Source organism: Streptomyces sp. NPDC104309, from assembly GCF_055584025.1.
In genome coordinates this window covers 190,308-215,598 of record NZ_JBVJMV010000004.1, presented here as the reverse complement: position 1 = coordinate 215,598, position 25,291 = coordinate 190,308, and the positions used below count along the sequence as shown (strand labels likewise).

Here is a 25,291-nt window from a genome sequence, read left to right as displayed (position 1 = left end):
GCGGGCGCGAGGCGGTCGACGGCGTGCGCGAGCGGAGACGGGGGTGCCCGACCCGTGCCGGACATGCGTCCGGGGAGACGTTCCGGAGGGCCCGGACACGCGGCATCCGGCTCCCGGACACCGTCCGCGCCCGCAGACACCCGCTCGCGGACCTCGCGGGAGCCCGCACCCCGTACCGCACGCGGAGACCGGGGTCCCGGTGACGGCCGCGCGTCCCCGGTCCGCACGCCTGCGTGGGGCCGCGCGGCCGGTCTCCCCGCGATCGTCTCAAGATTGGCTGAATACAGTCGTACGCGAAGCCTCACCGCACCGGCCCGTCGCGCTCGGCACCGGAGCGGGGAGCGGGGACACGATCCATGCTCCGCGGCCCCGTCACCCTGATCAGGAACCCGACGGCGACCACGACGGCCGCCCCGTGCGACCAGGCGACGACGGTCAGCGGGCTGTGGCTGTCGAGCGCCGCCGCGACGAGGATCATGCCGACGCCGAACCCGAGGTTCTCGACGGTCGCGGAGAGCCCGAACGCATGACCGCGCAGATCCGCGGGGAGCGTCTGCAGATGCGAGGTGTACGAGACCTCCGTGAGTCCGTCGGCCGCCCCCGCGACGAGTGCGATCACCGCGGTCGCCGCGTACGGGAACCCGGCGAACGCCAGGATGAACGCGCCGGACATCAGACATGTGCCGTACCCGAAACCCGGTGCCCCCACCGACCGCCCGGTGCGTGCGGCGTACCGCTGGATCAGTTGCTGGGCGACGACGTTCCCCAGCGCCCACAGACACCAGAACGCGCTGACGAACACGGCGGGGTGCGAGGCGTCGAGCCCGGCGGAGTAGACCGGCAGCGCGGCGTTGTGGGAGGACGAACCGAAGGCGTCCACACCGCGCAGCACCACCATCAGACCGAGGCCGGGCGCGGCGGCGGACCGCAGGAAGGCCCCCGGCGATCGTCGCCGCCCCGCCCCGGCCCCCCTCTTCCCCTCCCGCGTATGCCCGCCGGAAACCCCCTCCGAGTCCGGCCCGGCGTCCTTCCCTCCGCCGCCGCCCGCGATCGGCAGCAGAGCCACCGTCACGGCACAGACCGCGAAGGTGGCCATGTCCACCACGAACGCCGCGGTGTAGCCGACCAGCGAGACCACCACTCCCGCCGAAGCGAACCCCGCCACCATGGCCAGCGAACGCCCCGTGATGGCAAGGGAGTTCGCCCAGGACCGGCGGTCGTCGCCGACCATCTCGGGAATGGAGCTGCGCAGTGACACCATGAAAAGCGTTCCGCAGACGCCGGCCACCACGGAAACGGCCGTCAGCGCGGCCGTGCGCATCCCCTCCGGTGCGAGGACCAGCGACAGCATCACCGCCGCCTGCGCCACATTCGTCCACAGCATGACGTTCTTGGCCGTGAATCGGGCGAGGAGAACACCGGCCGCGAGTCCGGCGACGAATCCGGACCCCAGACGCACGGCCATGAACAGGCCCATCGCGAGCGCCCTGCCCGTCGTCTCGTAGACGAACAGATTGAGCGCCACCACATTCAGGAAGGTGCCGTACGAGGAGAGCGAGTAACCGGCGACGAGGAATCGATATCGGCGCTCGCCGCGTGCCGCTCCGGCCGGATCGATGTCCGGCACGCGGTCCGGCCGGTCGTTCCCGTGCTCGGTGTCGTGCGTCACCGGCCCATGGTCACCGAGAGGCCGTGCTCGCCCATGGCCTCCGGATTGCACGAATGTAATCTGCATGGTTGTGAAGGACGATCATTCCGGCCCACGGGCGTGTGATTGCCGCGAATCGTCATCGGATCGCGTCTGCGACACGGCCCTCACGGCCTATCGGCGCGCGCTCACGGAGGGAAGCCTTCCGGCGGGCGACGTGCCCCGCTGTCTGAGCCGCCTTCATCTGATGGTGGAGGACCGCGACTCACCCGGGTACCTGATTCCCGTACCACCCGAGACCGCCTCGTTCGACGCGCTCGGGCCCATCGAGGAGACGATCGCCCAGCAGCGTCGCACGCTCCGTTCGGCCCGCGCCGCGCTGGCCGTCTTCGAGGGCCTCTACGCCGATGTGCACCGGCTCGAACAGCCCGCCCTCACCCGGCTCTGCGGCGCGGCCGTCATCGGCAAGGCGCTCGACGCGGGCGTCGCCGGCTGCCGCGAGGAGGTCCGCACCGCCCACCCCGGCGGCGGCCGTCCCGCGCAGACGCTTGAGGAAGCGCTGCGCCGGGACCTGCGCGATCTGCGGCGGGGCATCCGGCAGCGGACGATCTATCAGCACACCGTCCGCTCGGACCGTACGACGCTCGCCTACATCGAGCGGGTGACCACCGAGGGCGCCCAGGTCAGAACGCTCGCCGAGGTCGTCGACCGGATCATCGTCTTCGACCGGGACCTCGCGTTCGTCCCCTACTCCGACGAGCCGTACAGCGCTCTGCGCATCCAGCACCCGGCCCTGGTCCGCTTCCTGGCCCGTCACTTCGACGAAGCCTGGGCCCGCTCGGTCCCGGTGCGCCCGGAACGCGTACCGCTGCGCACCCCCGTCGTCACCTCCGACCTGCAACGGACCATCCTGCAGGCGGTCGTGGGCGGCGAGACGGACGAATCGATCGCCCGCCGGATCGGCATGAGCCGCCGCTCCGTCGCGGAGCACGTGCGCAGGGTCTCCGAGCAGCTCGGCAGCAACAGCCGCGCCCAACTCGGCTATCTGATCGCGACGTCGGGCCTGCTGGAGCAGTGAGAAGCGCCCACGGGGGCCCCGCCGTGATCCATCCGGCCCGGCGCCCCCGCGGGACGCCGACTCCGTGCGCCTCGCGCACGTCGCCCGCGTCCCGTACGTCTCAACGCATCAGGCGAGACCCGGACCGCGCACCGGAATGCTGGTGAACGTCGGCGCCGGGGCGGGCTCGGTGAAGAAGTCGTTGCCCTTGTCGTCGACGACGATGAACGCGGGGAAGTCCTCGACCTCGATCTTCCACACCGCTTCCATGCCGAGCTCCTCGTACTCGACGACCTCGACCTTCTTGATGCAGTCCTGCGCGAGGCGCGCCGCCGGGCCGCCGATCGAGCCCAGGTAGAAACCGCCGTGGGCGTCGCACGCATCGGTGACCTGCTTGGACCGGTTGCCCTTGGCGAGCATCACCTTGGAGCCGCCCGCCGCCTGGAACTGCGCGACGTAGCTGTCCATCCGCCCCGCCGTCGTCGGACCGAAGGAGCCGGAGGCGTAGCCCTCGGGCGTCTTCGCCGGGCCCGCGTAGTAGACCGGGTGGTCCTTCAGGTACTGCGGCATCTCCTCGCCCGCGTCCAGCCGCTCCTTGATCTTGGCGTGCGCGATGTCGCGGGCCACGACCAGCGGGCCGGTCAGCGAGAGCCTGGTCTTGACCGGGTACTTGGTCAGCTCGGCGAGGATGTCGTCCATCGGCCGGTTCAGGTCGATCTCGACGACGTCACCCGCCTCGTCGAGGTGCTCGTCGGTGGTGTCGGGCAGGAAGCGGGCCGGGTCCTTCTCCAGCTGCTCCAGGAAGACACCCTCGGCGGTGATCTTCGCGGTGGCCTGGCGGTCCGCCGAGCAGGACACGGCGATCGCGACGGGGAGCGAGGCGCCGTGGCGCGGGAGGCGGACGACCCGCACGTCGTGGCAGAAGTACTTGCCGCCGAACTGGGCGCCGATGCCGATCTTCTGCGTCAGCTCGAAGACCTTCTCCTCCAGCTCCTTGTCCCGGAAGCCATGACCGGTGGGGGAGCCCTCGGCGGGCAGCTCGTCCAGGTAGTGCGCGGAGGCGTACTTCGCGGTCTTCAGCGCGAACTCGGCCGACGTACCGCCGACGACGATCGCCAGGTGGTACGGCGGGCAGGCGGCCGTACCCAGCGAACGGATCTTCTCCTCCAGGAACTTCATCATGGAGGCCTCGTTCAGCACGGCCTTCGTCTCCTGGAAGAGGAACGACTTGTTGGCCGAGCCGCCGCCCTTCGCCATGAAGAGGAATTTGTACGCGCCGCCGTCGGTGGCGTACAGCTCGACCTGGGCCGGCAGATTCGAGCCGGTGTTCTTCTCCTCCCACATGGTGAGCGGAGCCATCTGCGAATAGCGCAGGTTGAGCTCGGTGTACGCGTCGAAGATGCCGTGCGACAGGGCCTCCTCGTCACCGCCCTCGGTGAGTACGTTCTGCCCGCGCTTGCCCATGACGATCGCGGTGCCGGTGTCCTGGCACATCGGCAGGACGCCCGCGGCGGCGATGTTGGCGTTCTTCAGCAGGTCGAGCGCGACGAACTTGTCGTTGGACGACGCCTCGGGGTCGTCCACGATCCGCCGCAGCTGCGCCAGGTGGGCGGGGCGCAGGTAGTGCGAGATGTCGTGCATGGCCTCGGCGGCCAGGGTGCGCAGCGCCTCCGGGGCGACCTTGAGGAACGTACGACCGTCGGCCTCGAAGGTGGAGACACCTTCGGAGGTCACCAGACGATACGGCGTGGTGTCCTCTCCCAGAGGGAGCAGATCGGAGTACGCAAACTCTGGCATTACGGCCATTCCTCACTCGGCAGACGGCGGCTGACCTCCCTTGGGCAGCGCATCCACCAGGGTAGAACGCCGAGCGGAGGCCGAAGCTGTGAGGTAGGGCTCAGTTCGGCATCCGGACACGGGCGACACGGCGGGGGCGGGGCGGGGGCTAGTCGCGATCTATCGCGTTTGGGTACGCTGGGTCGGTGGACCTCGAAAAGCACCCTCAGCAGCCCTCCGTAGCCCCGGCGGAGCCGGCCGGTATCCGTGCCTCCGACGCGGACCGCGACCGGATCGCGGACATCCTGCGCGAGGCCCTGGCCGAGGGCCGGCTCACCGCCGAGGAGCACGGCGAGCGGGTCGACGCGGTCTACCGCGCCAAGACGGTCGGCGAACTCGAACCGCTGGTACGGGATCTGCCCGCCCCCGAAGACGCCTCCCGCTCGGCCGCCATGCCCGGCGCCCACGGCGAGGAGAGCCCGGCGGGTCCCGCCGAGAACCTGGTGGCGATCTTCAGTAGCTCCACCCGCAAGGGCCGTTGGCGGGTCGGTGGCCGCACCAACGCCTTCGCGCTCTTCGGCAGCGTGGAGATCGATCTGACCGAGGCGCTTTTCGGTCAGAGGCTCACGGTGATCAATGCGACCGCCATCTTCGGAAGTGTCGAGATCAAGGTCCCGGAGAACATCTCGCTGCGCGGCAGCGGCACGGGTGTCTTCGGCAATTTCGAAGTGGCCACACTGGAATCCGCGGATCCCGAGGCGCCCGTGGTCGTCGTCAACGGATATTCGGTGTTCGGCAGCGTCGAAGCGAAGCCCAGGCGCGGGAAGTTCATCGCGGATCTCCAGGACCGGCTGCGCAAATACCTCGGCTGAGGACCGGCCCGCGCTTCTCCACATGCCTCCGAATCGCTCCGAACCATTCCGGACTTCTTCGAACCCCGCCGGGCTCCGTCGAAGTCCCTCGAAGTCCTGCGAAGTCCTTCGAAGCCCTTCGAAGGACTTCGAAAACAAGCCAAATTCCTGACCGGGCACAATTCGGCACCCTGGAACCGGGTGCCACTCAGTGCATAGGCACACGCACAGCGGGTAGGGAGTGCTGCATCGTCTCTCGCTCGCGAAGCCGTCGTCAGGAGTAGACCGTGCTGCAACTGCCGCATCAGCCCCTGCAGGTCGCCGCCGTCCCTCCCCAGCGCACCCCCGCTCGGGAGGACCAGACCGGTCCCTGGCACTCGGAGGCGGTGTGCCGCCGGGACGAAGCCGGGCTGTTCTTCGCCCCGTCGAAGGAGCCGACTGCTGCCAGACTCGCGCGCGAGGAGTCCGCGAAGCGGGTCTGCGCGCGCTGTCCGGTGATGGTCGAATGCCAGGAACACGCCCTTATACAGCCGGAGCCGTACGGGGTGTGGGGCGGTCTCACCGCCGCCGAACGCCGTGTGGTGCTCGCCCGTCGCAGACGGCGCGAGATGGAGCTCAAGGCATCCTCCGTGTCCTCCGGCGTCACGGGCCGCGTCGCCGCGGCGGGCTGACCGGCCGGGTGCCGGTCCGTGCGGGCGCGCGTCCGCCCGTGTCCGTACACGCGAAGAGGCGCCCCCACCGCACACGGGGGCGCCTCTTCGCGTTCTTGGGGACGGATCCGCCTCGCGGATCTGTCTCCCGGGCCGGACCGGCCTTCCGGGGCCGGATCCGCCTTCAGGGGGCGGACCAGCCTCCTGGGGCCGGGTCTACTTCGCGCGGTCGAAGTCGATGGCGCTGTAGGCGCGCAGCTTCGACAGCCGGTGCGTCGAGTCGATCTTCCGGATGGTGCCGGACTTGGACCGCATGACGATCGACTCGGTGGTCGCCGTCTCCGCGCGGTACCGCACGCCGCGCATCAGCTCGCCGTCCGTGATGCCGGTCGCGACGAAGAACACGTTGTCGCCGCTGACCAGGTCGTCGGTGGACAGCACCCGGTCCAGGTCGTGCCCGGCGTCCAGCGCGCGCTGCCGCTCGGCCTCGTCCTTCGGCCAGAGCTTGCCCTGGATGACACCGCCGAGGCACTTTATGGCGCAGGCCGAGATGATGCCTTCGGGGGTGCCGCCGATACCCATGAGCAGGTCGACGCCGGTGCCCTCGCGGGCGGCCATGATCGAGCCCGCGACATCGCCGTCGGAGATGAACTTGATCCGGGCGCCGGTCTCCCGGATCTCCTTGACGATGCCGTCGTGGCGGGGCCGGTCCAGGACGACGACGGTGACGTCCTCGGGAGCGGAGTTCTTCGCCTTCGCGACACGGCGGATGTTCACCGAGACGGGCGCGTTGATGTCGACGAAGTCGGCGGCCTCGGGTCCGGTGACCAGCTTGTCCATGTAGAAGACCGCGGACGGGTCGAACATGGCGCCGCGGTCGGCGGCGGCCAGGACGGCGATCGCGTTGGGCATGCCCTTGGCGTTCAGGGTCGTGCCGTCGATCGGGTCCACGGCGATGTCGACCTCGGGGCCGGTGCCGTCACCGACGCGCTCGCCGTTGAACAGCATGGGGGCTTCGTCCTTCTCGCCCTCGCCGATGACGACGACGCCGTTCATCGAGACGGTCGAGACGAGGGTCCGCATGGCCTTCACGGCGGCACCGTCGGCGCCGATCTTGTCGCCGCGGCCCACCCAGCGTCCTGCTGCCATGGCGGCGGCCTCGGTGACCCGGACCAACTCCAGGGCCAGGTTGCGGTCGGGGGCCTCGGGGGAGACCTCCAGCTGAGACGGCAGATGATGCTCGGACATCGGAGCGCACCTTTCTGTACGACGACGACCGGAAGAGGGTGCTGTGACTCTATCGTCAGGTCGACAAAATGAGCAGACCGGGTCACTTATGAGCGGCTGCCCCCGGCTCGGGCCCCGTGGGCCCAATGCGACCATGGACCCGTGGCTAGCAAGCGAGGCAAGCAGACGGTGCGGGACATGTTCCTGTCGATGGCGGTCATCTCCGCCGCGGCAGGGGTTGTTTACATCTTCGTTCCGCATGACGAGAACGCCAACCCGGTCAAGCCGGTCGACTACCGGGTGGAGCTGCTGACGGCGCGGCGCGCGGCGCCGTATCCGGTGGCCGCGCCGGACGGCCTGGCCAAGGAGTGGAAGCCGACCTCGGTCAGCTACGACCGCAAGGCCGGCAACAGCTGGCACCTGGGTTTCCTCGACCCGGAGGGCAAGTACGTCGCGGTGGAGCAGTCCACCTCCCCGGCGAAGAAGTACGTGACCGAGGTCAGCCAGGACGCCAAGGACACCGGGCGTACGCAGCAGGTCGCGGGCGAGGCCTGGCAGCACTGGAAGGGCGAGAAGTACGACGCCCTCGTGCGCCACGACAAGGGCGCGACCACGGTGGTCACGGGTTCCGCGTCGCCCGAGCGGCTGGCGGAGATGGCTGCCGCGCTCAAGTCGTCCTGACGGCTTGACGCCCCGATGTCCTGAAGGCCGTGCACGGCGTACGGGGAAGGCCCTGGAGCCGTATCAGGTGCTCCAGGGCCTTCTCCGTACGCGCGGCGATGATCAGACGGTCTTGACGACCTCGTCGTAGGCGAGGCGCGGCAGACGCGGGAACCAGGCGTCCTCGCCCGGCTTGCCGATGTTGACGACCATCAGCAGGCTGTGGTCGCCGTCCAGGAACTCCTTCTCGATGCCCGCGGCGTCGAAGCCGGTCATCGGGCCCGCGGCCAGACCGGCGGCGCGGACGCCGATGATGAAGTAGGCGGCCTGCAGCGCGCCGTTGAGGGAGGCGGCCGACTCGCGGACCGGGCGCTCGGAGAAGAACGCGTCCTTGGCCTGCGGGAAGTGCGGGAGCAGGGCCGGGAGCTCCTCGTGGAACTCGTTGTCGGTGGCCAGGATGGCGACCAGCGGGGCGGTGGAGGTCTTCGGCTGGTTGCCCTCGGCCATGTGCTTCACGAGGCGCGCGCGGGCGTCGTCGGAGCGGACCAGGATGGCGCGCAGCGGCGACTGGTTGAACGCGGTGGGGCCGTACTTGACCAGGTCGTAGATCGCCTGGATCTGCTCCTCGGTCACCGGCTCGTCGGTGAAGGTGTTGGCGGTGCGGGCCTCACGGAAGAGGAGGTCCTGGGCGGCGGAGTCAAGAGCGAGTGACATCGTGCGTATTACCTTCCGGACGTATACGTGGTTCAAGCAACGACGGTCACCGTAAGGGAGAAGTAGGTTAACTTTCAACTAAAATCGACCGGGAGTGACCCGTTACACAGCACGGGCCTCTTGCGCCGCCGCCGGCCCTTCTGTGCCGTCGACGGCTCTCTGGGTGCGGCACCCGCCGGAGAATCGGCCGCCGTGGCCCTCGGTACCCGGCCGGGCGGTCTCAGCCGTTGTCGGCTGCCGTCGCGGTCTCCTGAGGGTCGGCCGCACCCGCCAGGGCCGCGTCCAGCCGGGCGCGCGCCCCCTCCAGCCAGTGCCGGCACACCTTCGCCAGCTCCTCGCCCCGCTCCCACAGCGCGAGGGACTCCTCCAGCGTCGTACCGCCCGCCTCCAAGCGGCGCACCACCTCGATCAGCTCGTCACGGGCCTGCTCGTATCCGAGCGTGCCCGCGGCAGCCGCCGTAGTCCCGTCGTCCGTCATGAGCCCCACCCTACGTTCCGGCCCGCCAGGAGCCTTCGACCTCGTCCGTCATCGCTTTCGGGCCCGGCTCCCGAACCCGCCCGGCGCCCGCGCGCCGAGCAGCAGCCGCCGGCCGGCGCGTCCGTACCGCGTCCGCGCTCACTCACCGGCCACCCGCACCGCGAACTCGCCACCCGAGACCCGCGCGCGGAGCACATCGCCCGCCGCCCCCGCGTCCGCGGGGGCCCGCACCACATGGCCGTCGGGCCGCTGCAGCACCGCGTATCCCCGCTCCAGCGTCGCGGCGGGCGACAGCGCGACCACCCGCGCCCGCGTGTGGGCGAGCTCCGAGTCCGCCCGGTCCAGCAGATGCCCCAGCACCCGTCTGCCCCGCCCGATCAGGGCATCGATCTCCGACGCCCGCTCGTCCACCATCCGCTGAGGACGCTCCATCGACGGGCGGCCCAGCGCATGCGCCAGCCCCCGCTCCTCCCGGTCCAGCAGTCCGCGTACGGTCCGCAGCGCACGGTCCCGCAGCTGCTGCACCCGGTCCAGCTCCTCGCCGACATCGGGCACGACCTTCTTCGCCGCGTCCGTCGGCGTGGAGGCGCGCAGATCCGCGACCAGGTCGAGCAGTGGGGAGTCGGGCTCATGACCGATCGCCGACACCACCGGCGTACGGCACGCGGCGACCGTCCGGATCAGCTGCTCGTCCGAGAACGGCAACAGGTCCTCCACGCTGCCGCCACCCCGCGCCACGACGATCACGTCGACGTCCGGCAGGTCGTCCAGCTCCTTCACGGCCTGCACCACCTGATTGACCGCGTGCACCCCCTGCACCGCTGTGTTGCGCACCTCGAAACGCACCGCGGGCCACCGCCGCCGCGCGTTCTCCAGGACATCGCGCTCGGCTGCCGAGGCCCGTCCGCAGACCAGTCCGATCAGCTGCGGCAGGAACGGGAGGGGCTTCTTCCGGTCGCGCGCGAAGAGCCCCTCCGAGGCCAGCGACTTCTTCAGCCGCTCAAGGCGGACCAGCAGCTCGCCGATGCCGACCGGCCGTATCTCCGTGGCCCGCAGGGACAGCTGGCCGCGGGGCGCGTACCACTCGGGCTTGGCGAGGACGACGACCCGCGCCCCCTCCGTCACCACGTCCGCCACCTGGTCGAAGACCTGGCGGAAGCACGTCACGCTCACCGAGATGTCCTGCGACGGGTCGCGCAGCGTCAGAAACACCACGCCGGCCCCGGGCCGCCGCGACAGCTGGGTGATCTGCCCCTCGACCCAGACCGCCCCGAGCCGGTCGATCCACCCCCCGATGAGCCGCGACACATCACCGACGGGCAGCGGAGCTTCCGCGGACGTTTGGAGAGCCATGCGAGCGAGCGTAACCGCCCCCACCGACAATCGGCCGCCCACGCCGACGGCCACGTGCTGCCGGCGCAACACCGCCCCCTCAGGCCGTGCGGCGCCCCCGCTGCAACGCCAGTACCACCAGCCCCACCGCCAGCCAGCACGCCCCCACCACCTGGGCGCTCGCGGTCGCCTCCACGATCACCGCGATCAGCACCCCCGCACCCACCACCGGCACCAGCACGTGCCGCCACCAGCTCGGCGGCCCCTCCATCCGGCGTACGGCGAACCAGCCGACCACCGACGCGTGCAGCAGCACGAACGCCGTCAGCGCCCCGATGTCGACCACCGACACCAGACGGTCGAGACCGTCGGCGCGCCGGGCCGCCCACACCGCCGCCACCAGGGTCACCGTCGCGGCCAGCAGGATCGCGACCCGAGGTACCCCGGACCGCGCATCGACCTTCGACAGCGGCGAGGGCAGCCGCCGCTCCCTGGCCATCGCGAACAGCAGCCGCCCCGCGGCCGCCTGCCCGGCCAGCGCGGCGAACGCCGCCCCGATCGCCTTGCTGACCGCCACCAGGTCGTGCAGCCAGGTGCCGACCGAGGAGTCCACCGTGTCGTAGAACGCCGTGCCCTGCGCGGCCGGATCGGAGGCCAGCTCCGCCGACGTCATCGGCTCCAGCAGCGCCGCCAGATATCCCTGCGCCACGAACAGGACGCCCGCGAGCACCAGGCAGAACAACACCGCCCGCGCGACCTCCGACGAGCCCCCCGTCACCTCCTCCGCGAACGAGGCGATCGCGTCGAAGCCCAGATACGACAGCACGGCCACCGACACCGCCCCCAGCACCGCCGACGCGGAGAAGCCGGAATCACCGGTGAACGGGGTGAGCCAGCCGCGCTGCGCCCCGTCCCGCACGAGCACCGCCACCGCCGACACCAGGAACACCAGCAGCACCATGATCTCCATCGCGAGCACCGCGAAACCGACCCGGGCGGCGGCCCGTACACCCCAGAGATTGAGCAGTGTGGTGACGACGACCGCGAGCGCCGTCCACACCCACCGCGACACCGAGGGCACGAGCGCGTTCAGCGCGATCCCGGAGAAGAGGTAGGCGACGGCGGGGATCAGGAGGTAGTCGAGCATCGCCATCCACCCGGCGACGAACCCCGGCCCCTCCCCGAGCCCCTTGCGCGCGTACGCGAAGACCGAGCCCGCCAGCGGGGCCACGCGCACCATCTGCGCGTAACTGAAGGCCGTGAACGCCATCACGACGGTCGCCGCGACATAGACCAGTGCGACCGCGCCGCCCGATTTCGCGTCGAGTGTGCCGAAGACACCGACGGGTGCCATCGGCGCGATGAAGAGGAGCCCGTAGACCACCAGATCGCGGAAGCCGAGCGTCCGCCGCAGCCGGCCCTTCTCCTGGTGCGCCCCGCCCGCCCCCTCCGCATCCGTGACCCCGCCGTTGCCGCTGCCGCTGCCCGTCCCCGACATGAGCCCTCCGTTGAGTCGCGTACGCATCAGTCTCGCGACCCCGCCGATCTTCCGCGCGTCCGGCGCGGCCTTACGATGGGACGCATGACTGCTACGACACCCCGCCGCGTCCTGCTCGCCGCTCCCCGTGGCTACTGCGCGGGCGTGGACCGTGCCGTGATCGCCGTGGAGAAGGCCCTGGAGCAGTACGGCTCCCCGGTCTACGTGCGCCACGAGATCGTCCACAACAAGTACGTCGTACAGACCCTGGAGAAGAAGGGCGCGATCTTCGTCGAGGAGACGGCGGAGGTCCCCGAGGGCTCGATCGTGATGTTCTCCGCGCACGGCGTCGCGCCGACCGTGCACGCGGAGGCGGCCGAGCGGAAGCTCGCCACGATCGACGCGACCTGCCCCCTGGTCACCAAGGTCCACAAGGAGGCCGTCCGCTTCGCGCAGGAGGACTTCGACATCCTTCTGATCGGTCACGAGGGCCACGAGGAGGTCATCGGAACCTCCGGCGAGGCCCCCGAGCACATCACGCTGGTCGACGGCCCCGAGGACGTCGCGGGTGTCGAGGTGCGCGACCCGTCGAAGGTCGTCTGGCTCTCCCAGACCACGCTCTCCGTCGACGAGACGATGGAGACGGTCGGCGCGCTCAAGGAGAAGTTCCCGCTCCTGGTCTCGCCGCCCAGCGACGACATCTGCTACGCCACGCAGAACCGCCAGATCGCCGTGAAGCAGATGGGCGCGGACGCCGACCTCGTGATCGTCGTCGGCTCGAAGAACTCCTCCAACTCCGTCCGCCTGGTCGAGGTCGCCCTCGGCGCGGGCGCGAACGACGCCCATCTGGTCGACTTCGCCGAGGAGCTCGACGAGGCCTGGCTGGAGGGTGTCTCCACGGTCGGTGTCACCTCGGGCGCGTCCGTTCCCGAGGTGCTGGTCGACGGCGTCCTGGCGTGGCTCTCGGAGCGCGGATTCGAGGACGTGGAGATCGTCAAGGCGGCCGAGGAGTCCATCACGTTCTCGCTGCCCAAGGAACTCCGCCGTGACCTGCGCGCCGAGGCCGCCGCACTCGCGGAGAAGTGACGGCTGCGCACCGACGGCTTCCCGTTCCGGGAAGTGAGCCGGGTCACCTGCCCGTACCGTGGATTGCATGCAGATCTTCGGCGTGGACATCGGCGGATCCGGGATCAAGGGCGCTCCCGTGGACCTGGACCGCGGAGACCTGGCGCAGGAGCGCCACAAAGTACTGACACCGCACCCGGCCACGCCCAAGGACGTGGCCGATTGCGTCGCGGAGGTGGTCGGCCACTTCGACTGGTCCGGCCCGGTGGGCATCACCTTCCCGGGCGTCGTCACCAGCGGCTGCACCCGTACGGCGGCCAATGTCGACAGGGCCTGGATCGACACGGACGCCCGCGGACTGCTCGGCGACAGACTCGGCCTGCCCGTCACCGTCCTGAACGACGCGGACGCGGCCGGCGTCGCCGAGATGGCCTTCGGCGCGGGGCGCGGGCGCATGGGGACCGTGATCGTACTGACGCTGGGTACGGGGATCGGCAGCGCCCTCTTCATCGACGGCAAGCTCGTCCCCAACACCGAGCTGGGCCACCTGGAGCTGAACGGCCAGGACGCGGAGAAGCACGCCTCCACCAAGGCCAAGGAGGACGAGGAGCTGAGCTGGCACCACTGGGCGCACCGGGTGCAGAAGTACCTCGCCCACGTGGAGATGCTGTTCTCGCCCGAGCTCTTCATCATCGGTGGCGGAGTCAGCCGCAAGGCCGACAAGTTCCTGCCCCTGATCGAGCACGTACGGGCCGAGATGGTGCCTGCGGAACTGCAGAACGACGCGGGCATCGTGGGCGCGGCGATGTCGGCGGCGGGCACGGAGTAGGCGGTGGCGGTGGCGGCGCACACGGCCGCTCCGCCCTGCCCCCTTCCGCCGTTCTTCCCTCGGTCAGCGCTGGGGGCGGCGGGGCGGCTGTGCGTCCCGCGCCGTCTGTGAGGCGAGCAGCATCCGGCGCTGCCGCTGTCGCTGCCGCATCAGCCGTACCTTCCGTACGGTCGCGATGAGCCCGGCGACGAGAGTGCCGCCGTACAGCCATCCGGCGTGGACGGCGAGCGCGGTGACGAGCGCCATGGTCTGGCCCGCGAAGCCACTCGGGCCGCCGGAGATCGGGATGACCCCGACGGCGAACGCGATCGGCACGATGATCGGCGCGGTCACCAGGTCCGCGGGCCGCACCCACAGCGCGGTCAGCGCGCTGACCGGCAGGAACAGCACGCCGAACACGGTCGACGAACCGTCCAGGATCAGCCAGTCGAGGCACGCCAGTACGAACATGGTGGCGGCGGCGAAGAGCCCGGCGCCGATGCCGGTCAGCCGGGGGTTGGGCAGCCTGCGCAACGCGAGAACGATGGGCGGCACCGGACGGGACCGTCCCTCCGGCTTCGTTTCCATCACCCGGTAGACGGCCGCGGCCTCGTCGATGGTGCCCTGCGGGGACAGCGGGGCCTGCCGAGACCGGCTGCGCTGCGGGGGACGTGTCCTGTGCTGCTCCACCGGGACAACGTAGGTCGCCGAGCGGGAGGAAACGGGTGCGGGACACGCGCTTTGGGCGACCTTGGGGGTGAGTTCGATGCCACACGGCCGAACGGGAACCGATTCGGCCCCCGGAGCGGACCCGTGGATACCCGGTCGCCCCCGCCCGTAAACTGGAGAATCGGCCCACCCGGGCCGATGTCTTTTCACCCGCTCACCGCCCCTCGCCTCATTCCCCACTCCTCAGGAAGTCGCCAACGTGTCGCTCACGATCGGAATCGTCGGCCTGCCGAATGTCGGCAAGTCGACCCTGTTCAACGCCCTGACCAAGAACGACGTGCTGGCGGCCAACTACCCGTTCGCCACGATCGAGCCGAACGTCGGCGTCGTCGGCGTCCCCGACGCGCGCCTGAACAAGCTGGCGGAGATCTTCGGCTCCCAGCGGCTGCTCCCCGCGACGGTCGACTTCGTCGACATCGCCGGTATCGTCCGGGGCGCTTCGGAGGGTGAGGGCCTGGGCAACAAGTTCCTCGCGAACATCCGTGAGTCGGACGCGATCTGCCAGGTCATCCGCGCCTTCAAGGACGAGAACGTCGTTCACGTCGACGGCAAGGTCTCGCCCAAGGACGACATCGAGACGATCAACACCGAGCTGATCCTCGCCGACCTCCAGTCCGTCGAGAAGGCCGTCCCGCGCCTCACGAAGGAGTCCCGTCTCCAGAAGGAGAAGGTCGCGGTCCTCGCCGCGGTCGAGGAGGCCCAGAAGATCCTGGAGTCCGGCCAGACCCTCTTCGCCGCCGGCATCACCGCGGGCACGGAGAAGGGCAAGCTCCTCCACGAGCTGCACCTCCTCACCGCCAAGCCCTTCCTCTACGTCTTCAACGTGGACGAGGACGAGCTGGTCGACGAGGACTTCAAGAACGAGCAGCGCGCCCTGGTCGCCCCCGCCGAGGCCATCTTCCTCAACGCCAAGATCGAGTCCGAGCTGATCGAGCTCGACGACGACGAGGCCCTGGAACTCCTCCAGTCCATGGGCCAGGAGGAGCCCGGCCTCGCCACCCTCGGCCGCGTCGGCTTCGACACCCTGGGCCTGCAGACCTACCTCACGGCAGGTCCGAAGGAAGCCCGCGCCTGGACGATCAAGAAGGGCGCCACGGCCCCCGAGGCGGCCGGTGTGATCCACACCGACTTCCAGAAGGGCTTCATCAAGGCGGAGATCGTCTCCTACGAGGACCTGCTCGAAACGGGCTCGGTCGCCGAGGCCCGCGCCAAGGGCAAGGCGCGCATGGAGGGCAAGGATTATGTGATGCAGGACGGGGACGTGGTGGAGTTCCGCTTCAACGTCTAATTCGTTCGGCGAAAGGCCGTCTGACCTGCGGCGGAGCAGGTTGGGCGGCCTTTGCTGTCCGCGCAGAGTCCGCAGCGTGCTGGATGAGTCCGGCCCGCGGGGGAGCGGTTACGCCGCTTCGTCGATCTGTGGCTGGGCATCGGCGGACTGGTCCGCGTATGCCTTGTCGACGGCGGCCCGGGTCCGCTCCTCGGAGTCGGGCCACAGGTGGGTGTAGATGTTCAGCGCCATGGCCGCGTTGGTGTGGCCGAGGTGCTCTGAGGCGGTCTGCACCGACTCGCCGTGCTTGATCAGCAGGCTGGCGTAGTGGTGCCGGGGGGCGTGGGGTCCGGTGCCCTTCGCTATGCCGGCCTTCGCGCAGGTGGGCCGCCAGGATCCGTCCATGAAGTGCGTGTAGACCACGGGTCCGCCTTGCGGCGCCGTGAAGATCCAGCCCTCGGGCCCATCGGCGGGGAAGTCCCTCAGGTGGGCCTTCATCGCATCCACCGCCATGTGGGGGAGCGGGACCGTGCGGCACTGCCCCCGGAGACACCAATGCCCAGGGCGAGCCGGTCTGGTACGGCGGCTCAAAGCTTGCTTCCGACCTGTCGATCAACCGCATCCGCGAAACCCTCGCAGCCCAAGACCTCCCGGGGTCTGCCGCTCCGCCATCGCCTCCGGTAATCCGTGGCAACAGGTCGAAACACAGTTGCGGAACACCCATGCCGCGCTGGGCAGTTCGGACGATGAAACCGTTCAGGCACACCTGGCTGCCTTCGGCGACGTTCTCCACAACGCAGCCCCGGTCGCACCGGCTGTCAGCAGGGCCGAACTCCACGCAGCGCTTACGGACGCTGCCAGGCGTCGCCCGCGCAGGTGACCACCACAGTGAGGCGGGTCCGCAGGGCAGGACGCGGCCCGCCTCCGTACTGCTGTGCTGTTGGTGTCTCTATACGGCGTCCAGGGCTTCGTTCGTGCCCGACTGCTGGGCTGCCCACGCCCGTACCTCCGCAAGGTGGTCCGTAAGGAGACCGACGTACGGGTCGGGCTGTACGAGGAGAGTGGGCAGCCCGCGGGCGGTGCGCTCTTGTGCCCATCCGTGGTCGAGGGTGGTGAAGTCGTCGTCGATCCAGACGACGGGAGCTCTGCCGAGCCAGGCGTCGACGTGGTCGCGTTTCCAGAGGTAGCCGTCGGGGTGACTGGTGGTGATCTGGGGGCGAGGCAGGTCGAGGTAAGGGAAGTCGGGCAGCCCCAGGAGAGGACCGATGATCGTGGTGGCGTCATTGCGCCAGCTCGTGCACCACAGGGGCGCGACGAGTCCGCTGGTCAGGAGGTCGGTGAGAATGTCGCCCTGGCTCGGGTCGAGCCAGATGGGGACGGGGTCGTCGGGGTGCCGGCCGGTGGGCAGGACGGTGTGGCGGACGTGAGTGGGCGGGGTGCTGCCGTCGGCGGCAGGGAACGGTATGAGGACGCCGTCGATGTCCAGGAGCAGGTAGGGCAGGGGCATCGTTGCCTCCATCGGTCAGCGTTTGCGGGCGGTGATCAGGAGGGTGGTGGGCCACGGGTCGCGGCGCGGGTGCCGCAGCTCCAGCGCCGAGGTGATGCGCAGGCCGGTCCGGGAGAGGTGGGCTCCCCAGCGGTGAGCGTCGAACTCCCATCGGGCGAGAGGCAGTCGGGTGCGGTCGGGCATGGTGACGTAGTCCTCGCGCGGACGGTCGTCCGTGGATGGATGTCTTCCGGCCCGTGCCGGGTGAGGGACGGAGAAGGCCAGGACACCGCCCGGTTTCAGGCGTCGGGAAACGGCGGCGAGGAGGAGCTCGGGGGCGACGAGGCCGACGGCGCCGAAGACGGAGTAGATCGCGTCGACGGTCTGGCCGGTGGCCTGCAGGTGGTGCAGTGCGTGGCCGAAGGCGAACGTGGCGCCGTCGATGTGGCCGTAGTGGGAGCGGGCCCGGCGTACCTGGAGGCCGACCAGGTCCACACCGGTGACGCGGGCCTGGTGGTGCTTCGCGAGGTGGGCCACGTTGTGGCCGGGGCCGCAGCCCAGCTCCAGGACGCGCTTGCCGCACAGATCCCGTCCCAGAATCTCAGCGCCGGGACCGATGCCGGCGTGGGTGCTCCATTCCATCCGGGCAGGCGCTGTGAGGGCATGCGCGGGGGCAGCGGCTGTGCGCTGGGCTGCGTGGGCGTACCAGGGGGAGACCTGGGCGAGCACCTAGACCTCCAGGAGTTGGGCCACGTCGTTCAGGTGGCGGCGGACGACGGGGATGTACGCGGGGTCCTTGGCCGGGTCGTCGATCCAGCGGATGGCCTGCTCCATGAACCACTCCACGGCCCACATGCGGTGCCAGCCCAGGGCCCATGCCTCGGCGGCCAGGCCGCCCCGGGACGCGAGGGCGTCCTCATGACCACCTGCGGTGACGTACTGCTCCAGGAACACCCGCAGTCGGAAGGGGCTCGGCACGTCGGTGGTGCCGTGGTACGAGGCGAGGTCGATCAGGCCGGGCCCGGTGAAGGCGCGGGCGAAGTCGAGGAGATGCCAGCCGTTCTCCCCGATGTGGACGCTCGTGGGGTGGAACTCGGAGTGCACCCAGCCGAACGGGTCGAGCGTCGCCCCCTGGACGCGGGCCTCGGCCGCGGCGGCGACTTTCCCCAGCGCGGTCTCGATGTCGTCGCAGTCCGTCCATCGGTCGGCCTTCCGCAGCCGCTGGAGGTGATCGAGGGCCCGGCCGGGCAGGGCTGCGAGGCCCGCCCCGTCGAGGAGGGGCAGACCGCCCGCCGGACGGGCGGCGTGGAGCATGACGGCGGCGGCGACGCCGTCGAGGTCGTCGGCGTCCCGTACGGGGGTGCCGAGGTCGTCCATGAGCATCCCGAGCCACTTGTCCTGCATGGCGGTGGCGTGGAGCGCGGGGACCGGGAGCCCGCGCTGGTATGCCATCCGCAGGGCCTGGGCCTCGCGGTCGAAGGGCTCCTTGGCGTACTTGAAAACGGCCGTGGTGCCGTCGGGGAAGGTGACGCGTTCGACACCGGACATGCCCCAGACACGAATCTCGGCACGTTCGGGGAGGGGCTTGCCGACGAGGGTGCACAGGTCGTCCAGCAGGGTGGCGGACAGGCTCTGGTCCATGGGGGTCTCCAGGGGCTGGTGGGCTCCGGGGCGGGAGCGCGCGAGCTGGCCCGCCCCGGAGCCGTACGGGGACGGGGTTACTCGGCTGCGGTCACGCGGTGGGCGTAGACCTGCTCGATCCAGCCCGCCTTGAACTCGGCCAGGTCGTCACGGAAGTTGGCCATTGAGGCACCGTAGGGCGCGACGACGCCGCCGGACTGGTCCGGCACGGACTGGCAACCGTGCACGAGTCGGCCGCCGAGCGCGGCGTGGGCCTTGATGGACTCGATCCGTCGGTGCTCGTTGAACCAGCCGCCGTGGTAGACCTCGTCCAGCATTCCGCCCGTCGCTTCGTCCAGGTCGAAGACGACGGATGTGGCGGCGGGGAAGAACCAGCACGGGCCGACGTTGGAGATGTGGCCGTCCAGTTCCACCTTGTTGAGCGCCATCAGCGTGGCCGCCTCACGCAGCATGCGCAGGTGATCGGCGGTGATCTGCGGGAGGCCAAGGCCGGCCAGGTGCTCCTCGCGAAAGAGGTACGAGTACACCCCGTACGCCGTCGCCAGCACGCGGGCCGCGTCGGAGGTGGACTCGCCGTGGTTCTTGATGAAGTCAAGCGCGAGCTGCTCGACCGCGCTCCCGGTCGTCTCGTCCACGCCCAGGAGCTGAGCCTTCACCAACTCCCAGTCGGCGACGAGCCAGGTGTGGGACTCGAAGCGGAAGAAGTACTCGGCCGGGTCGATGGTGATGCGTTGGCCGTCCACCTGGATGCCGGGCAGGCGGTTCCAGCGCGGGTCGAAGGAGTCGGGCAGCTCGACCGTGATGGTCGCGGTGTCGATGGTGGTCACCGTGTCTCCGTCTCTGATCGTCCGGGCCGGGGCACAGGAATGCCCGAGCCCGGTAGGGCGTACGGAACTTGGGGGCCGCCCGGCCCGAAAGTGGGGCGGCTGTCGATAAGTGAACCGCCCGCTACGCAGAGTGGGTACGGTGTGACCGGGGTCAAGCGGTATACACGGTTTACAGATCCGGAGCGGAGGCGATCGTGCCGGCACCGACCAGCGCCAACTCCCGGCTGCGCGACACGATCAGCGCCGCCGGGTGCACGTACGACGTGCTCGCCAAGGACGTACGCCGCATCGCCGCCGAGAACGGCGAACTGCTCCAGACCAACAAGTCGGCCATCTCCCACTGGGTGGGTGGTGCCCGCGCGCCGTCCGGCCGAACAGGGCAGTACCTTGCGGAAGCTCTCTCCCGACGGCTGGGCCGCGTCGTCACCCGAACCGAGCTCGGCTTCCACTCACCCGACGCGGAGTCTCTACCGGACACCGATCCCGTCACTGCGGTCACCGACCTCGGCCGTGCGGACGTCGAGCGCCGCCGCTTCCTGGCCATCGCCGCCTTCACCACGGCCGGCGTGGCCATGCCGCTCCTGCACGACCACGAAGCCACCTCGCGGATGCTGCGCGCCCGCACCGCCCGCTCCCTCGTCGGCGGCGACGACATCGACGTCGTACGGCAGATCACGGCAGCCTTCAGCACCGCCGACGAACGGCTCGGTGGCGGGCACGGCCTGACCACGGTTACCGCGTACCTTGCCGACACGGCAGCCCCCATGCTGCGCGGCCGCTTCACTTCGGAGTCCTTACGCCAGGCAGCCTTCGGTGCCGTCGCCGAACTCGCCTACCTCGCAGGATGGAAACACCACGACCTCGGCCACGAAGGTGCCGCCCAGCGCTACTACCAGGTCGGCTACCAACTCGCCTGCGAAGCCGACCCCCACGGCCACGCCGCCTGGATGATGCGCGCCCTCGCTCATTAATCCCTCAGCCTCAAGCAACCCCACCACTGCGTGGACCTCGTCGAAGGCGCGCTCACCCGGGGCCTCGGCCACGTAGACGGCCAGACGGAAGCGCTCCTCCACATCACACACGCCCGAGCCTACGCAGCCGTCGGCGAGAACTCATTGGCCGCCCGCGCTCTCCTCGCCGCCGAAGACGCCCTCCTGCGCGAGGACGGTCCCCAGCCCAGCTTCTCTCACGTCAGCGGCCCTGCCGCCGGCACCGTGGCCAGCCACACCGCCCGCACGCTGACTGACCTCGTCGACCACATCGGTACGGAACAGCAGCACCGTGACGCGCTCACCCGCTGGGACCCGAAGAAGTACAAGCGCGTCCACGCCCTCACCCACGCCGACCTCGGCGACAGCCTCGCCGCCCAGGCCCGCGCCGACGAAGCTGTCGCCGCCTGGGCCCAGGCCCTGGTCCTCATGGAAGGCATGACCTCCGACCGCACCCGCAAGGCGATCACCTCGATTCGCTCCACGCTCGCGGTCTACCAGCGTCGCCGCGTTCCTGGTGCTGCAGATCTCGCCCGCCGAGCCCGCGACGCCCTCGCCTAACATGCCCAACAACCGCCCCGAAGAAGGGAATCCCGTGGCCCAGCAGACCGACAACCGCCTCTCAGCCCTCAAGCCGGCGCTCGACTCGATGACGCTGCTGGTCGCGGCTGTCATCGTGCACGACAAGGCCACCAATCGCGTCGTGCTCCTCCAGCGCAGCGAGAACGCCAAGTTCGCCCAGGGACTGTGGGACCTCCCCGTCGGCAAGAGCGAGCCCGGCGAGCCCATCACCGAGACCGCGGTCCGCGAGCTCTACGAGGAGACGGGCCTCACGGTGAAGCCCGAGTCCCTCAAGGTCGCCCACATCATCCACGGTGCTTGGGGCGTCGAAGCCCCCAACGGCTTCCTCACGGTCGTCTTCGCCACCCATGAATGGACGGGCGAGCCCGAAAACCGCGAACCCCGCAAGCACTCCCAAGTCCGCTGGGTCGACGCCACCGCTATCCCGGAAGCCTTCGTGGACACCACGGCCAGCGCCCTCAGCCTGTACTTGAACGGCGGGACCGAGGTCTCCCTGGACGGCTGGTTGGCAGATTAGGCACGATGGGTACAGACCAGGTTCAATCAGTGGATGCAACACCGGCTTATGTGATGGTGAAGTACAAGCTGGCCATCGACGCCTACATCGCCAAGCGCCGCGGATGCCTTCTACGAAGTAGCGGTCGATCAGCAGGTGGATTCTTAGTCCCTGGAAGGAAGAGGCCGTGTAGCGGCAGTCGAGGGTCACGGCGATGCTCCGAGCACGGCAGCGTGAGGGCGGTACCAGGAGCGACTTGGCCCGTACGCCTTCGGGGTCTGGGTGAGGCATTCGAGCTGGCAGCCGACCGTTCCGGCTGGTGATCGATCTCCGGGGCCTTGCTCCCGCCCCTGATCGAGGTGCCCTCGAAGCGTCTCGGCACTTTGATGTCATTTCTGATTCACAAATGACATCGTTGTTGTGTCGTTGGGCTGCGGAGGAATAGCTGATGGCCAGGACTGTGATCGATCTGGACGAGGAGATCGTTGAGCAGGCAATGCGGGTGTACGGGGCGAAGACGAAAGCCGCCGCAGTGCGGGCGGCCATGGAGGAGGGGGTGAGGCTGCGGCTGCGCCGGGAGCTGTTCGATGCCATCGACGATGGTGAGTTCGAGGACGCGTTCGCGGAGATCCGGTCGCAGACGGGGCCGCGGAATCCGGACGGCTCGCTGAAGCGCGAAGGCGGGGCCTCGGCGGCGTGAAGGGGCACCACCTCATCGACAAGTCAGTGCTGGCCCGCCGGGGCGAACCGGCAGTGCGGGCGCGGCTGGATGCGTTGGACCGCGACGGGCTCTTGGCGGTGTGCGCCCCCACCGAGTATGAGGTTCTGTACTCGGCGCGCGGAAAGCCCGAGGCGCTGCGACTGCGTACCCTGCTCCGTGAATTCGACTACCTGCCTTGCGATGACGAGGAGTTCGAGCGGGCGCTCGAGATTCAGGCCCTGGCTCTGAATGCCAGATTTCACCGGGCGCTGTCGCTGGCCGACGTCCTCATCGCGGCAACCGCCGAGCGGCATCGGGCCACGGTCCTGCACTACGACGGTGACTTCGACATGATCGCTTCGGTGAGCGGGCTGCGAGCCGAGTGGGTCGTGGAGCCCGGCACCGCCGACTGAGTCGGGAACGCGCATGCCGTGCCAAGGCATGCCTCGTCGGGTGAGGGCAGAGCCTGTTCGGCGTCAGCCGGATTGATATGGATCTACTCACGGGTGTGATTCGGGTACTGCGGGTGAAACTCAGGCTAAAGCTTCGAGCATCCGTGCACCGGCACCCGCAGGTGTTGGGTAGCGTTCTCTGCGTCGAGTCTTCTTGTACTTTGTCGCGAATCCCGTGCCGGGATGGTGCTGGGCACCCGGTGTCACACATTCAGCCGTGTTGCTCCTCGCGGACGACGGCGGCTCGCCCCAGCTCTTCGCGGCGCGCCAGGACGACGTCGCCGCGTCGGAGACGGAAGCGCTCCAGCTCCGTGGCTTGTGGCTCGCTGATGCGTCGAATGCTCGCCGTGCTGAAGCCGTTGCCCGTCAGGTTCGCGATGTCGGCGGCGATCGGACCCGGCTCTCGCTCCCCGGCGGCGCACGGCGAGGCCCTGAACCGGTCGGGTGGCGGCGGCCCTACTCGGCGGACAGTTCGAGCATCGGCTGGAAGGCGGAGTCCTCCTCATCGGGAACGTGCGGGAGGAAGCCGCCGGGAACGGTACGAGCGGCGGTGGCGAGCAGGCGGTCCAGGACTTCCCGGTCGGTGGCCGGCGGGAGTCGAAGTGCGGCCAGGAGGCGATCGCGGACGGTGGGGTGGTCCGGGTGGTCGTCGAGGTAGTCGGAGTTGAGGGCGGGAGGACGGAAGCCGGCCAGGGCGTCGTGCCAGGACGGGAGGACGATGACGAGGGTCAGGGCCTCGGCGAGCGACTCGGCGATGAGGGAGGCCTGGCCCTCGGAGTCGGTGTAGAGGACGGGGCGGGAGCCGTCGGGGAAGGGCGGGCCGCAGAGATAGTGGGTGCCGCCCGCGTTGCAGCCGGCGACGGGCGCCACCGGAAGGCCGTTGGGCAGGGCGATCGACTCGATCGGGTCGGTGCGGGCAAGGTCGAACTCGCCGTCGCAGGCCAGGTAGGAGGCGACCTCGGGGTGCGCGGCGATCCTGCGGAGCAGCGCGTCGTCCGAGAGGACGGCCGGGTTGAGGGCCCCGGCGACCGCAGGGGTGAGGGGGTGTCCGGCGAGGACGTGGCGGATGGCGCCGAGGGGGATGCGGCGCTCGTAGTAGTCCTCGAAGTGGGCCTGGACGGCCTCGGGGGAGCGGTCGGTGAGGAGGCTGAAGAGGAAGCCTGAGCCGTCCGGATCCTCTCTGTCGGCGGGGAAGGCGATGGCCGAGCCGGTGCGCCAGACGGTCTCGCCGGTCTCCCGCCACAGGCAGGTGGTGACCAGAGGGGCGTCGATGCCCTCGTCGCAGAAGGCGGGTTCGTCCAGGAGCGGGCGCAGCGCGGCGGGCACTTCGTCGATGACACCGGGCCAGAGCTGCTCGTCGTCCGTCGCGTACGGACTCATCTCCGACTCGTGGTCGAAGCCGCGTATGAGCACGCCGGCCGGGGTGAAGAGGACGGAGAAGTCGTCCCCCGCGCCGTTCTCCATCAGGGCCGCCTCCTCGCCGGGGCCCCAGGCGGTGTCGAAGGTGTAGCGGCAGAACCGCGGATCGTCGCCGATCGTGGTGTCCAGGACGGCCAGTGCGCGCAGATGGGCGCGGAGTTGGACGGGGTCGGGGAGGAGGGCGGCGGTCTCGTGCACAGTGCTCATGGCGCCATGGAAGCAGCCGCCACTGACAATCCGGCGCGGCCGGCCCGGACAGGGTGCCGCTTCCTCCAGCGGATTCCGACCGACCGCGTGTGTTCCTGGCGCGGGATCGGGTGTCGTAAACCGTGGAGCGATGTCGACGTGCACGACCCACACCTGAACGGCGCGGTGGTCCCTCACTCGCAGGCGGCGGTGGTCGGGCCGGGAGGCGGGTGCGGCGGTGTGGAGGCACGGCGGCAGGCGTAAGCGGGCGTCGGCTTCATTGGTCGCGACGGCCCGCGGAGTCGGCACGGGCGGCGGCACGGGCTGCTGATGCGCCAGGCGGGTCCTGGGCGGCGTGGGGTGGGGGCGTGCGGTGGGGTGGGTGGCGGATTCGTCTTCCCCCGGCGCACCGGCCGATATGCCCTCCGCGCGCTCGTCCAATCAGGTGATTGGTCGTCAAGATGCTTGAGTCATATTTCGTTTGTATGGGTCACTTGGGTAACCGAACCGGTGGGCCGCCCATCCCTCTCCGGGGGAGCGCGGAACCGTTCTGTTCGCCGACCCGTCGATGCGTGACGGACCCCGGCATCGTTTGCTCCGGACGACCGCGATGGGCGCCCCTGTAGAGGACTTGGATCCGACCAGTCGCCCCTGCCAGGTAGCGGCAGGGACTGATGGACAGCCTCCGGCCTCTGCACGGGAGCGGTGCGCGAGCCATCCGCGCACAACCGAGTACCTCGCTGTCGAGGCCACGAACGTGGCCGTGGACCCTGC

The 25,291-nt window shown here is 69.8% G+C and carries 24 protein-coding genes and 1 pseudogene; 11 read left to right on the top strand and 14 right to left on the bottom strand.

The genetic code is table 11. The annotated features are described in order from the left end of the window. Nucleotides 1–301: 301 nt before the first annotated feature. Nucleotides 302–1,669 carry an MFS transporter gene (locus ACZ68L_RS07280; protein WP_469574861.1) on the bottom strand — a complete coding sequence of 456 codons (1,368 nt, stop codon included), beginning with the start codon at nucleotides 1,667–1,669 and terminating at the stop codon, nucleotides 302–304. A gap of 70 nt (nucleotides 1,670–1,739) precedes the next feature. Between ACZ68L_RS07280 and ACZ68L_RS07275 the strand changes: the two genes are divergently transcribed. Continuing rightward, complete coding sequence (locus ACZ68L_RS07275) at nucleotides 1,740–2,726, top strand: LuxR C-terminal-related transcriptional regulator (RefSeq protein WP_469575285.1); 987 nt, start codon at nucleotides 1,740–1,742, stop codon at nucleotides 2,724–2,726. A gap of 108 nt (nucleotides 2,727–2,834) precedes the next feature. On the opposite strand, the gene ACZ68L_RS07270 is transcribed toward ACZ68L_RS07275, so the two are convergent. Then, nucleotides 2,835–4,502, bottom strand: coding sequence for a fumarate hydratase (locus ACZ68L_RS07270; protein WP_469574860.1), 1,668 nt, complete (start codon nucleotides 4,500–4,502; stop codon nucleotides 2,835–2,837). Between the two features lie 185 nt (nucleotides 4,503–4,687). Here ACZ68L_RS07270 and ACZ68L_RS07265 point away from each other — a divergent pair, with 185 nt between their 5' ends. Together ACZ68L_RS07265 and ACZ68L_RS07260 are read left to right on the top strand one after the other, a co-directional pair. Next, complete coding sequence (locus ACZ68L_RS07265; protein WP_469574859.1) at nucleotides 4,688–5,353, top strand: DUF1707 SHOCT-like domain-containing protein; 666 nt, start codon at nucleotides 4,688–4,690, stop codon at nucleotides 5,351–5,353. 266 nt (nucleotides 5,354–5,619) lie between these two features. Next, entirely contained in the window at nucleotides 5,620–6,003 is a 384-nt protein-coding gene (locus ACZ68L_RS07260; protein WP_469574858.1) for a WhiB family transcriptional regulator, read from the top strand. A gap of 195 nt (nucleotides 6,004–6,198) precedes the next feature. Here the strand turns inward: ACZ68L_RS07260 and glpX are convergent, their stop codons facing one another. Next, nucleotides 6,199–7,230 (bottom strand): class II fructose-bisphosphatase, encoded by a 1,032-nt coding sequence (gene glpX, locus ACZ68L_RS07255; RefSeq protein WP_351785198.1) that lies wholly within the window; start codon nucleotides 7,228–7,230, stop codon nucleotides 6,199–6,201. A gap of 141 nt (nucleotides 7,231–7,371) precedes the next feature. On the opposite strand from glpX, the gene ACZ68L_RS07250 reads away from it, so the two are divergent. Then, on the top strand, nucleotides 7,372–7,890 hold the full coding sequence (locus ACZ68L_RS07250; protein ID WP_469574856.1) for a DUF4245 domain-containing protein: 519 nt from the start codon (nucleotides 7,372–7,374) through the stop codon (nucleotides 7,888–7,890). Between the two features lie 102 nt (nucleotides 7,891–7,992). Here ACZ68L_RS07250 and ACZ68L_RS07245 read toward each other — a convergent pair whose 3' ends face one another. The 4 genes from ACZ68L_RS07245 to ACZ68L_RS07230 form a co-directional block, all read right to left on the bottom strand. Next, a complete protein-coding gene (locus ACZ68L_RS07245) occupies nucleotides 7,993–8,583 on the bottom strand; it encodes a malonic semialdehyde reductase (protein WP_469574855.1) in 591 nt (196 codons plus the stop codon). 220 nt (nucleotides 8,584–8,803) lie between these two features. Then, entirely contained in the window at nucleotides 8,804–9,061 is a 258-nt protein-coding gene (locus tag ACZ68L_RS07240; RefSeq protein ID WP_469574854.1) for an exodeoxyribonuclease VII small subunit, read from the bottom strand. Nucleotides 9,062–9,199: 138 nt separating this feature from the next. Beyond that, nucleotides 9,200–10,414, bottom strand: a complete 1,215-nt coding sequence (gene xseA, locus ACZ68L_RS07235) for an exodeoxyribonuclease VII large subunit (RefSeq protein ID WP_469574852.1) — start codon at nucleotides 10,412–10,414, stop codon at nucleotides 9,200–9,202. 79 nt (nucleotides 10,415–10,493) lie between these two features. Next, the gene (locus tag ACZ68L_RS07230) at nucleotides 10,494–11,891 is read right to left on the bottom strand and encodes an APC family permease (protein WP_469574850.1); all 1,398 of its coding nucleotides are present in this window, start codon (nucleotides 11,889–11,891) and stop codon (nucleotides 10,494–10,496) included. 75 nt (nucleotides 11,892–11,966) lie between these two features. On the opposite strand from ACZ68L_RS07230, the gene ACZ68L_RS07225 reads away from it, so the two are divergent. Both ACZ68L_RS07225 and ppgK read left to right on the top strand, forming a co-directional pair. Beyond that, nucleotides 11,967–12,956 (top strand): 4-hydroxy-3-methylbut-2-enyl diphosphate reductase, encoded by a 990-nt coding sequence (locus tag ACZ68L_RS07225; RefSeq protein ID WP_469574848.1) that lies wholly within the window; start codon nucleotides 11,967–11,969, stop codon nucleotides 12,954–12,956. Between the two features lie 67 nt (nucleotides 12,957–13,023). Beyond that, nucleotides 13,024–13,764 carry a polyphosphate--glucose phosphotransferase gene (gene ppgK, locus ACZ68L_RS07220; protein WP_469574846.1) on the top strand — a complete coding sequence of 247 codons (741 nt, stop codon included), beginning with the start codon at nucleotides 13,024–13,026 and terminating at the stop codon, nucleotides 13,762–13,764. A 63-nt stretch (nucleotides 13,765–13,827) separates the two neighbouring features. Here ppgK and ACZ68L_RS07215 read toward each other — a convergent pair whose 3' ends face one another. Then, nucleotides 13,828–14,331: a DUF6542 domain-containing protein gene (locus ACZ68L_RS07215; RefSeq protein WP_469575283.1), complete on the bottom strand. Its 504-nt coding sequence runs from the start codon at nucleotides 14,329–14,331 to the stop codon at nucleotides 13,828–13,830. A gap of 340 nt (nucleotides 14,332–14,671) precedes the next feature. On the opposite strand from ACZ68L_RS07215, the gene ychF reads away from it, so the two are divergent. Further along, nucleotides 14,672–15,760, top strand: coding sequence for a redox-regulated ATPase YchF (gene ychF / locus ACZ68L_RS07210; RefSeq protein WP_469574844.1), 1,089 nt, complete (start codon nucleotides 14,672–14,674; stop codon nucleotides 15,758–15,760). Nucleotides 15,761–15,868: 108 nt separating this feature from the next. On the opposite strand, the gene ACZ68L_RS07205 is transcribed toward ychF, so the two are convergent. The 5 genes from ACZ68L_RS07205 to ACZ68L_RS07185 all read right to left on the bottom strand — a co-directional run bounded on the left by ACZ68L_RS07205 (nucleotide 15,869) and on the right by ACZ68L_RS07185 (nucleotide 19,693). Then, nucleotides 15,869–16,330 (bottom strand): tyrosine-type recombinase/integrase, encoded by a 462-nt coding sequence (locus tag ACZ68L_RS07205; protein WP_469574842.1) that lies wholly within the window; start codon nucleotides 16,328–16,330, stop codon nucleotides 15,869–15,871. A 358-nt stretch (nucleotides 16,331–16,688) separates the two neighbouring features. Continuing rightward, nucleotides 16,689–17,246 carry an HAD domain-containing protein gene (locus ACZ68L_RS07200; protein ID WP_469574840.1) on the bottom strand — a complete coding sequence of 186 codons (558 nt, stop codon included), beginning with the start codon at nucleotides 17,244–17,246 and terminating at the stop codon, nucleotides 16,689–16,691. 15 nt (nucleotides 17,247–17,261) lie between these two features. After that, nucleotides 17,262–17,954, bottom strand: coding sequence for an SAM-dependent methyltransferase (locus ACZ68L_RS07195; protein ID WP_469574838.1), 693 nt, complete (start codon nucleotides 17,952–17,954; stop codon nucleotides 17,262–17,264). After that, a complete protein-coding gene (locus tag ACZ68L_RS07190; RefSeq protein WP_469574836.1) occupies nucleotides 17,955–18,866 on the bottom strand; it encodes a phosphotransferase family protein in 912 nt (303 codons plus the stop codon). 77 nt (nucleotides 18,867–18,943) lie between these two features. After that, a complete protein-coding gene (locus ACZ68L_RS07185) occupies nucleotides 18,944–19,693 on the bottom strand; it encodes a hypothetical protein (RefSeq protein WP_469574835.1) in 750 nt (249 codons plus the stop codon). Nucleotides 19,694–19,887: 194 nt separating this feature from the next. Between ACZ68L_RS07185 and ACZ68L_RS07180 the strand changes: the two are divergent. From ACZ68L_RS07180 to ACZ68L_RS07165, 4 genes and pseudogenes are all read left to right on the top strand, one after another. Continuing rightward, nucleotides 19,888–21,243, top strand: a pseudogene (locus tag ACZ68L_RS07180) (tetratricopeptide repeat protein). 1 nt (nucleotide 21,244) lies between these two features. Beyond that, the gene (locus ACZ68L_RS07175) at nucleotides 21,245–21,781 is read left to right on the top strand and encodes an NUDIX domain-containing protein (protein ID WP_469574834.1); all 537 of its coding nucleotides are present in this window, start codon (nucleotides 21,245–21,247) and stop codon (nucleotides 21,779–21,781) included. Nucleotides 21,782–22,208: 427 nt separating this feature from the next. Next, entirely contained in the window at nucleotides 22,209–22,460 is a 252-nt protein-coding gene (locus tag ACZ68L_RS07170) for a type II toxin-antitoxin system VapB family antitoxin (protein WP_469574832.1), read from the top strand. Continuing rightward, on the top strand, nucleotides 22,457–22,873 hold the full coding sequence (locus ACZ68L_RS07165) for a PIN domain-containing protein (RefSeq protein ID WP_469574831.1): 417 nt from the start codon (nucleotides 22,457–22,459) through the stop codon (nucleotides 22,871–22,873). Before ACZ68L_RS07170 ends, ACZ68L_RS07165 begins: the two co-directional genes overlap by 4 nt. A gap of 495 nt (nucleotides 22,874–23,368) precedes the next feature. On the opposite strand, the gene ACZ68L_RS07160 is transcribed toward ACZ68L_RS07165, so the two are convergent. Continuing rightward, entirely contained in the window at nucleotides 23,369–24,538 is a 1,170-nt protein-coding gene (locus ACZ68L_RS07160; protein WP_469574830.1) for a hypothetical protein, read from the bottom strand. Between the last annotated feature and the right edge of the window lie 753 nt (nucleotides 24,539–25,291).

Bases quoted from the DNA above. Each gene is read 5' to 3' on its own strand.
- ACZ68L_RS07270 (WP_469574860.1), bottom strand. From the start codon at position 4,502: ATGCCAGAGTTTGCGTACTCCGATCTGCTCCCTCTGGGAGAGGACACC.
- ACZ68L_RS07215 (WP_469575283.1), bottom strand. From the start codon at position 14,331: ATGGAAACGAAGCCGGAGGGACGGTCCCGTCCGGTGCCGCCCATCGTT.
- glpX (WP_351785198.1), bottom strand. From the start codon at position 7,230: ATGTCCGAGCATCATCTGCCGTCTCAGCTGGAGGTCTCCCCCGAGGCC.
- ACZ68L_RS07225 (WP_469574848.1), top strand. From the start codon at position 11,967: ATGGGACGCATGACTGCTACGACACCCCGCCGCGTCCTGCTCGCCGCT.
- ppgK (WP_469574846.1), top strand. From the start codon at position 13,024: ATGCAGATCTTCGGCGTGGACATCGGCGGATCCGGGATCAAGGGCGCT.
- ACZ68L_RS07190 (WP_469574836.1), bottom strand. From the start codon at position 18,866: ATGGACCAGAGCCTGTCCGCCACCCTGCTGGACGACCTGTGCACCCTC.
- ACZ68L_RS07175 (WP_469574834.1), top strand. From the start codon at position 21,245: ATGCCCAACAACCGCCCCGAAGAAGGGAATCCCGTGGCCCAGCAGACC.
- ACZ68L_RS07240 (WP_469574854.1), bottom strand. From the start codon at position 9,061: ATGACGGACGACGGGACTACGGCGGCTGCCGCGGGCACGCTCGGATAC.
- xseA (WP_469574852.1), bottom strand. From the start codon at position 10,414: ATGGCTCTCCAAACGTCCGCGGAAGCTCCGCTGCCCGTCGGTGATGTG.
- ACZ68L_RS07230 (WP_469574850.1), bottom strand. From the start codon at position 11,891: ATGTCGGGGACGGGCAGCGGCAGCGGCAACGGCGGGGTCACGGATGCG.
- ACZ68L_RS07170 (WP_469574832.1), top strand. From the start codon at position 22,209: ATGGCCAGGACTGTGATCGATCTGGACGAGGAGATCGTTGAGCAGGCA.
- ACZ68L_RS07200 (WP_469574840.1), bottom strand. From the start codon at position 17,246: ATGCCCCTGCCCTACCTGCTCCTGGACATCGACGGCGTCCTCATACCG.
- ACZ68L_RS07245 (WP_469574855.1), bottom strand. From the start codon at position 8,583: ATGTCACTCGCTCTTGACTCCGCCGCCCAGGACCTCCTCTTCCGTGAG.
- ACZ68L_RS07160 (WP_469574830.1), bottom strand. From the start codon at position 24,538: ATGAGCACTGTGCACGAGACCGCCGCCCTCCTCCCCGACCCCGTCCAA.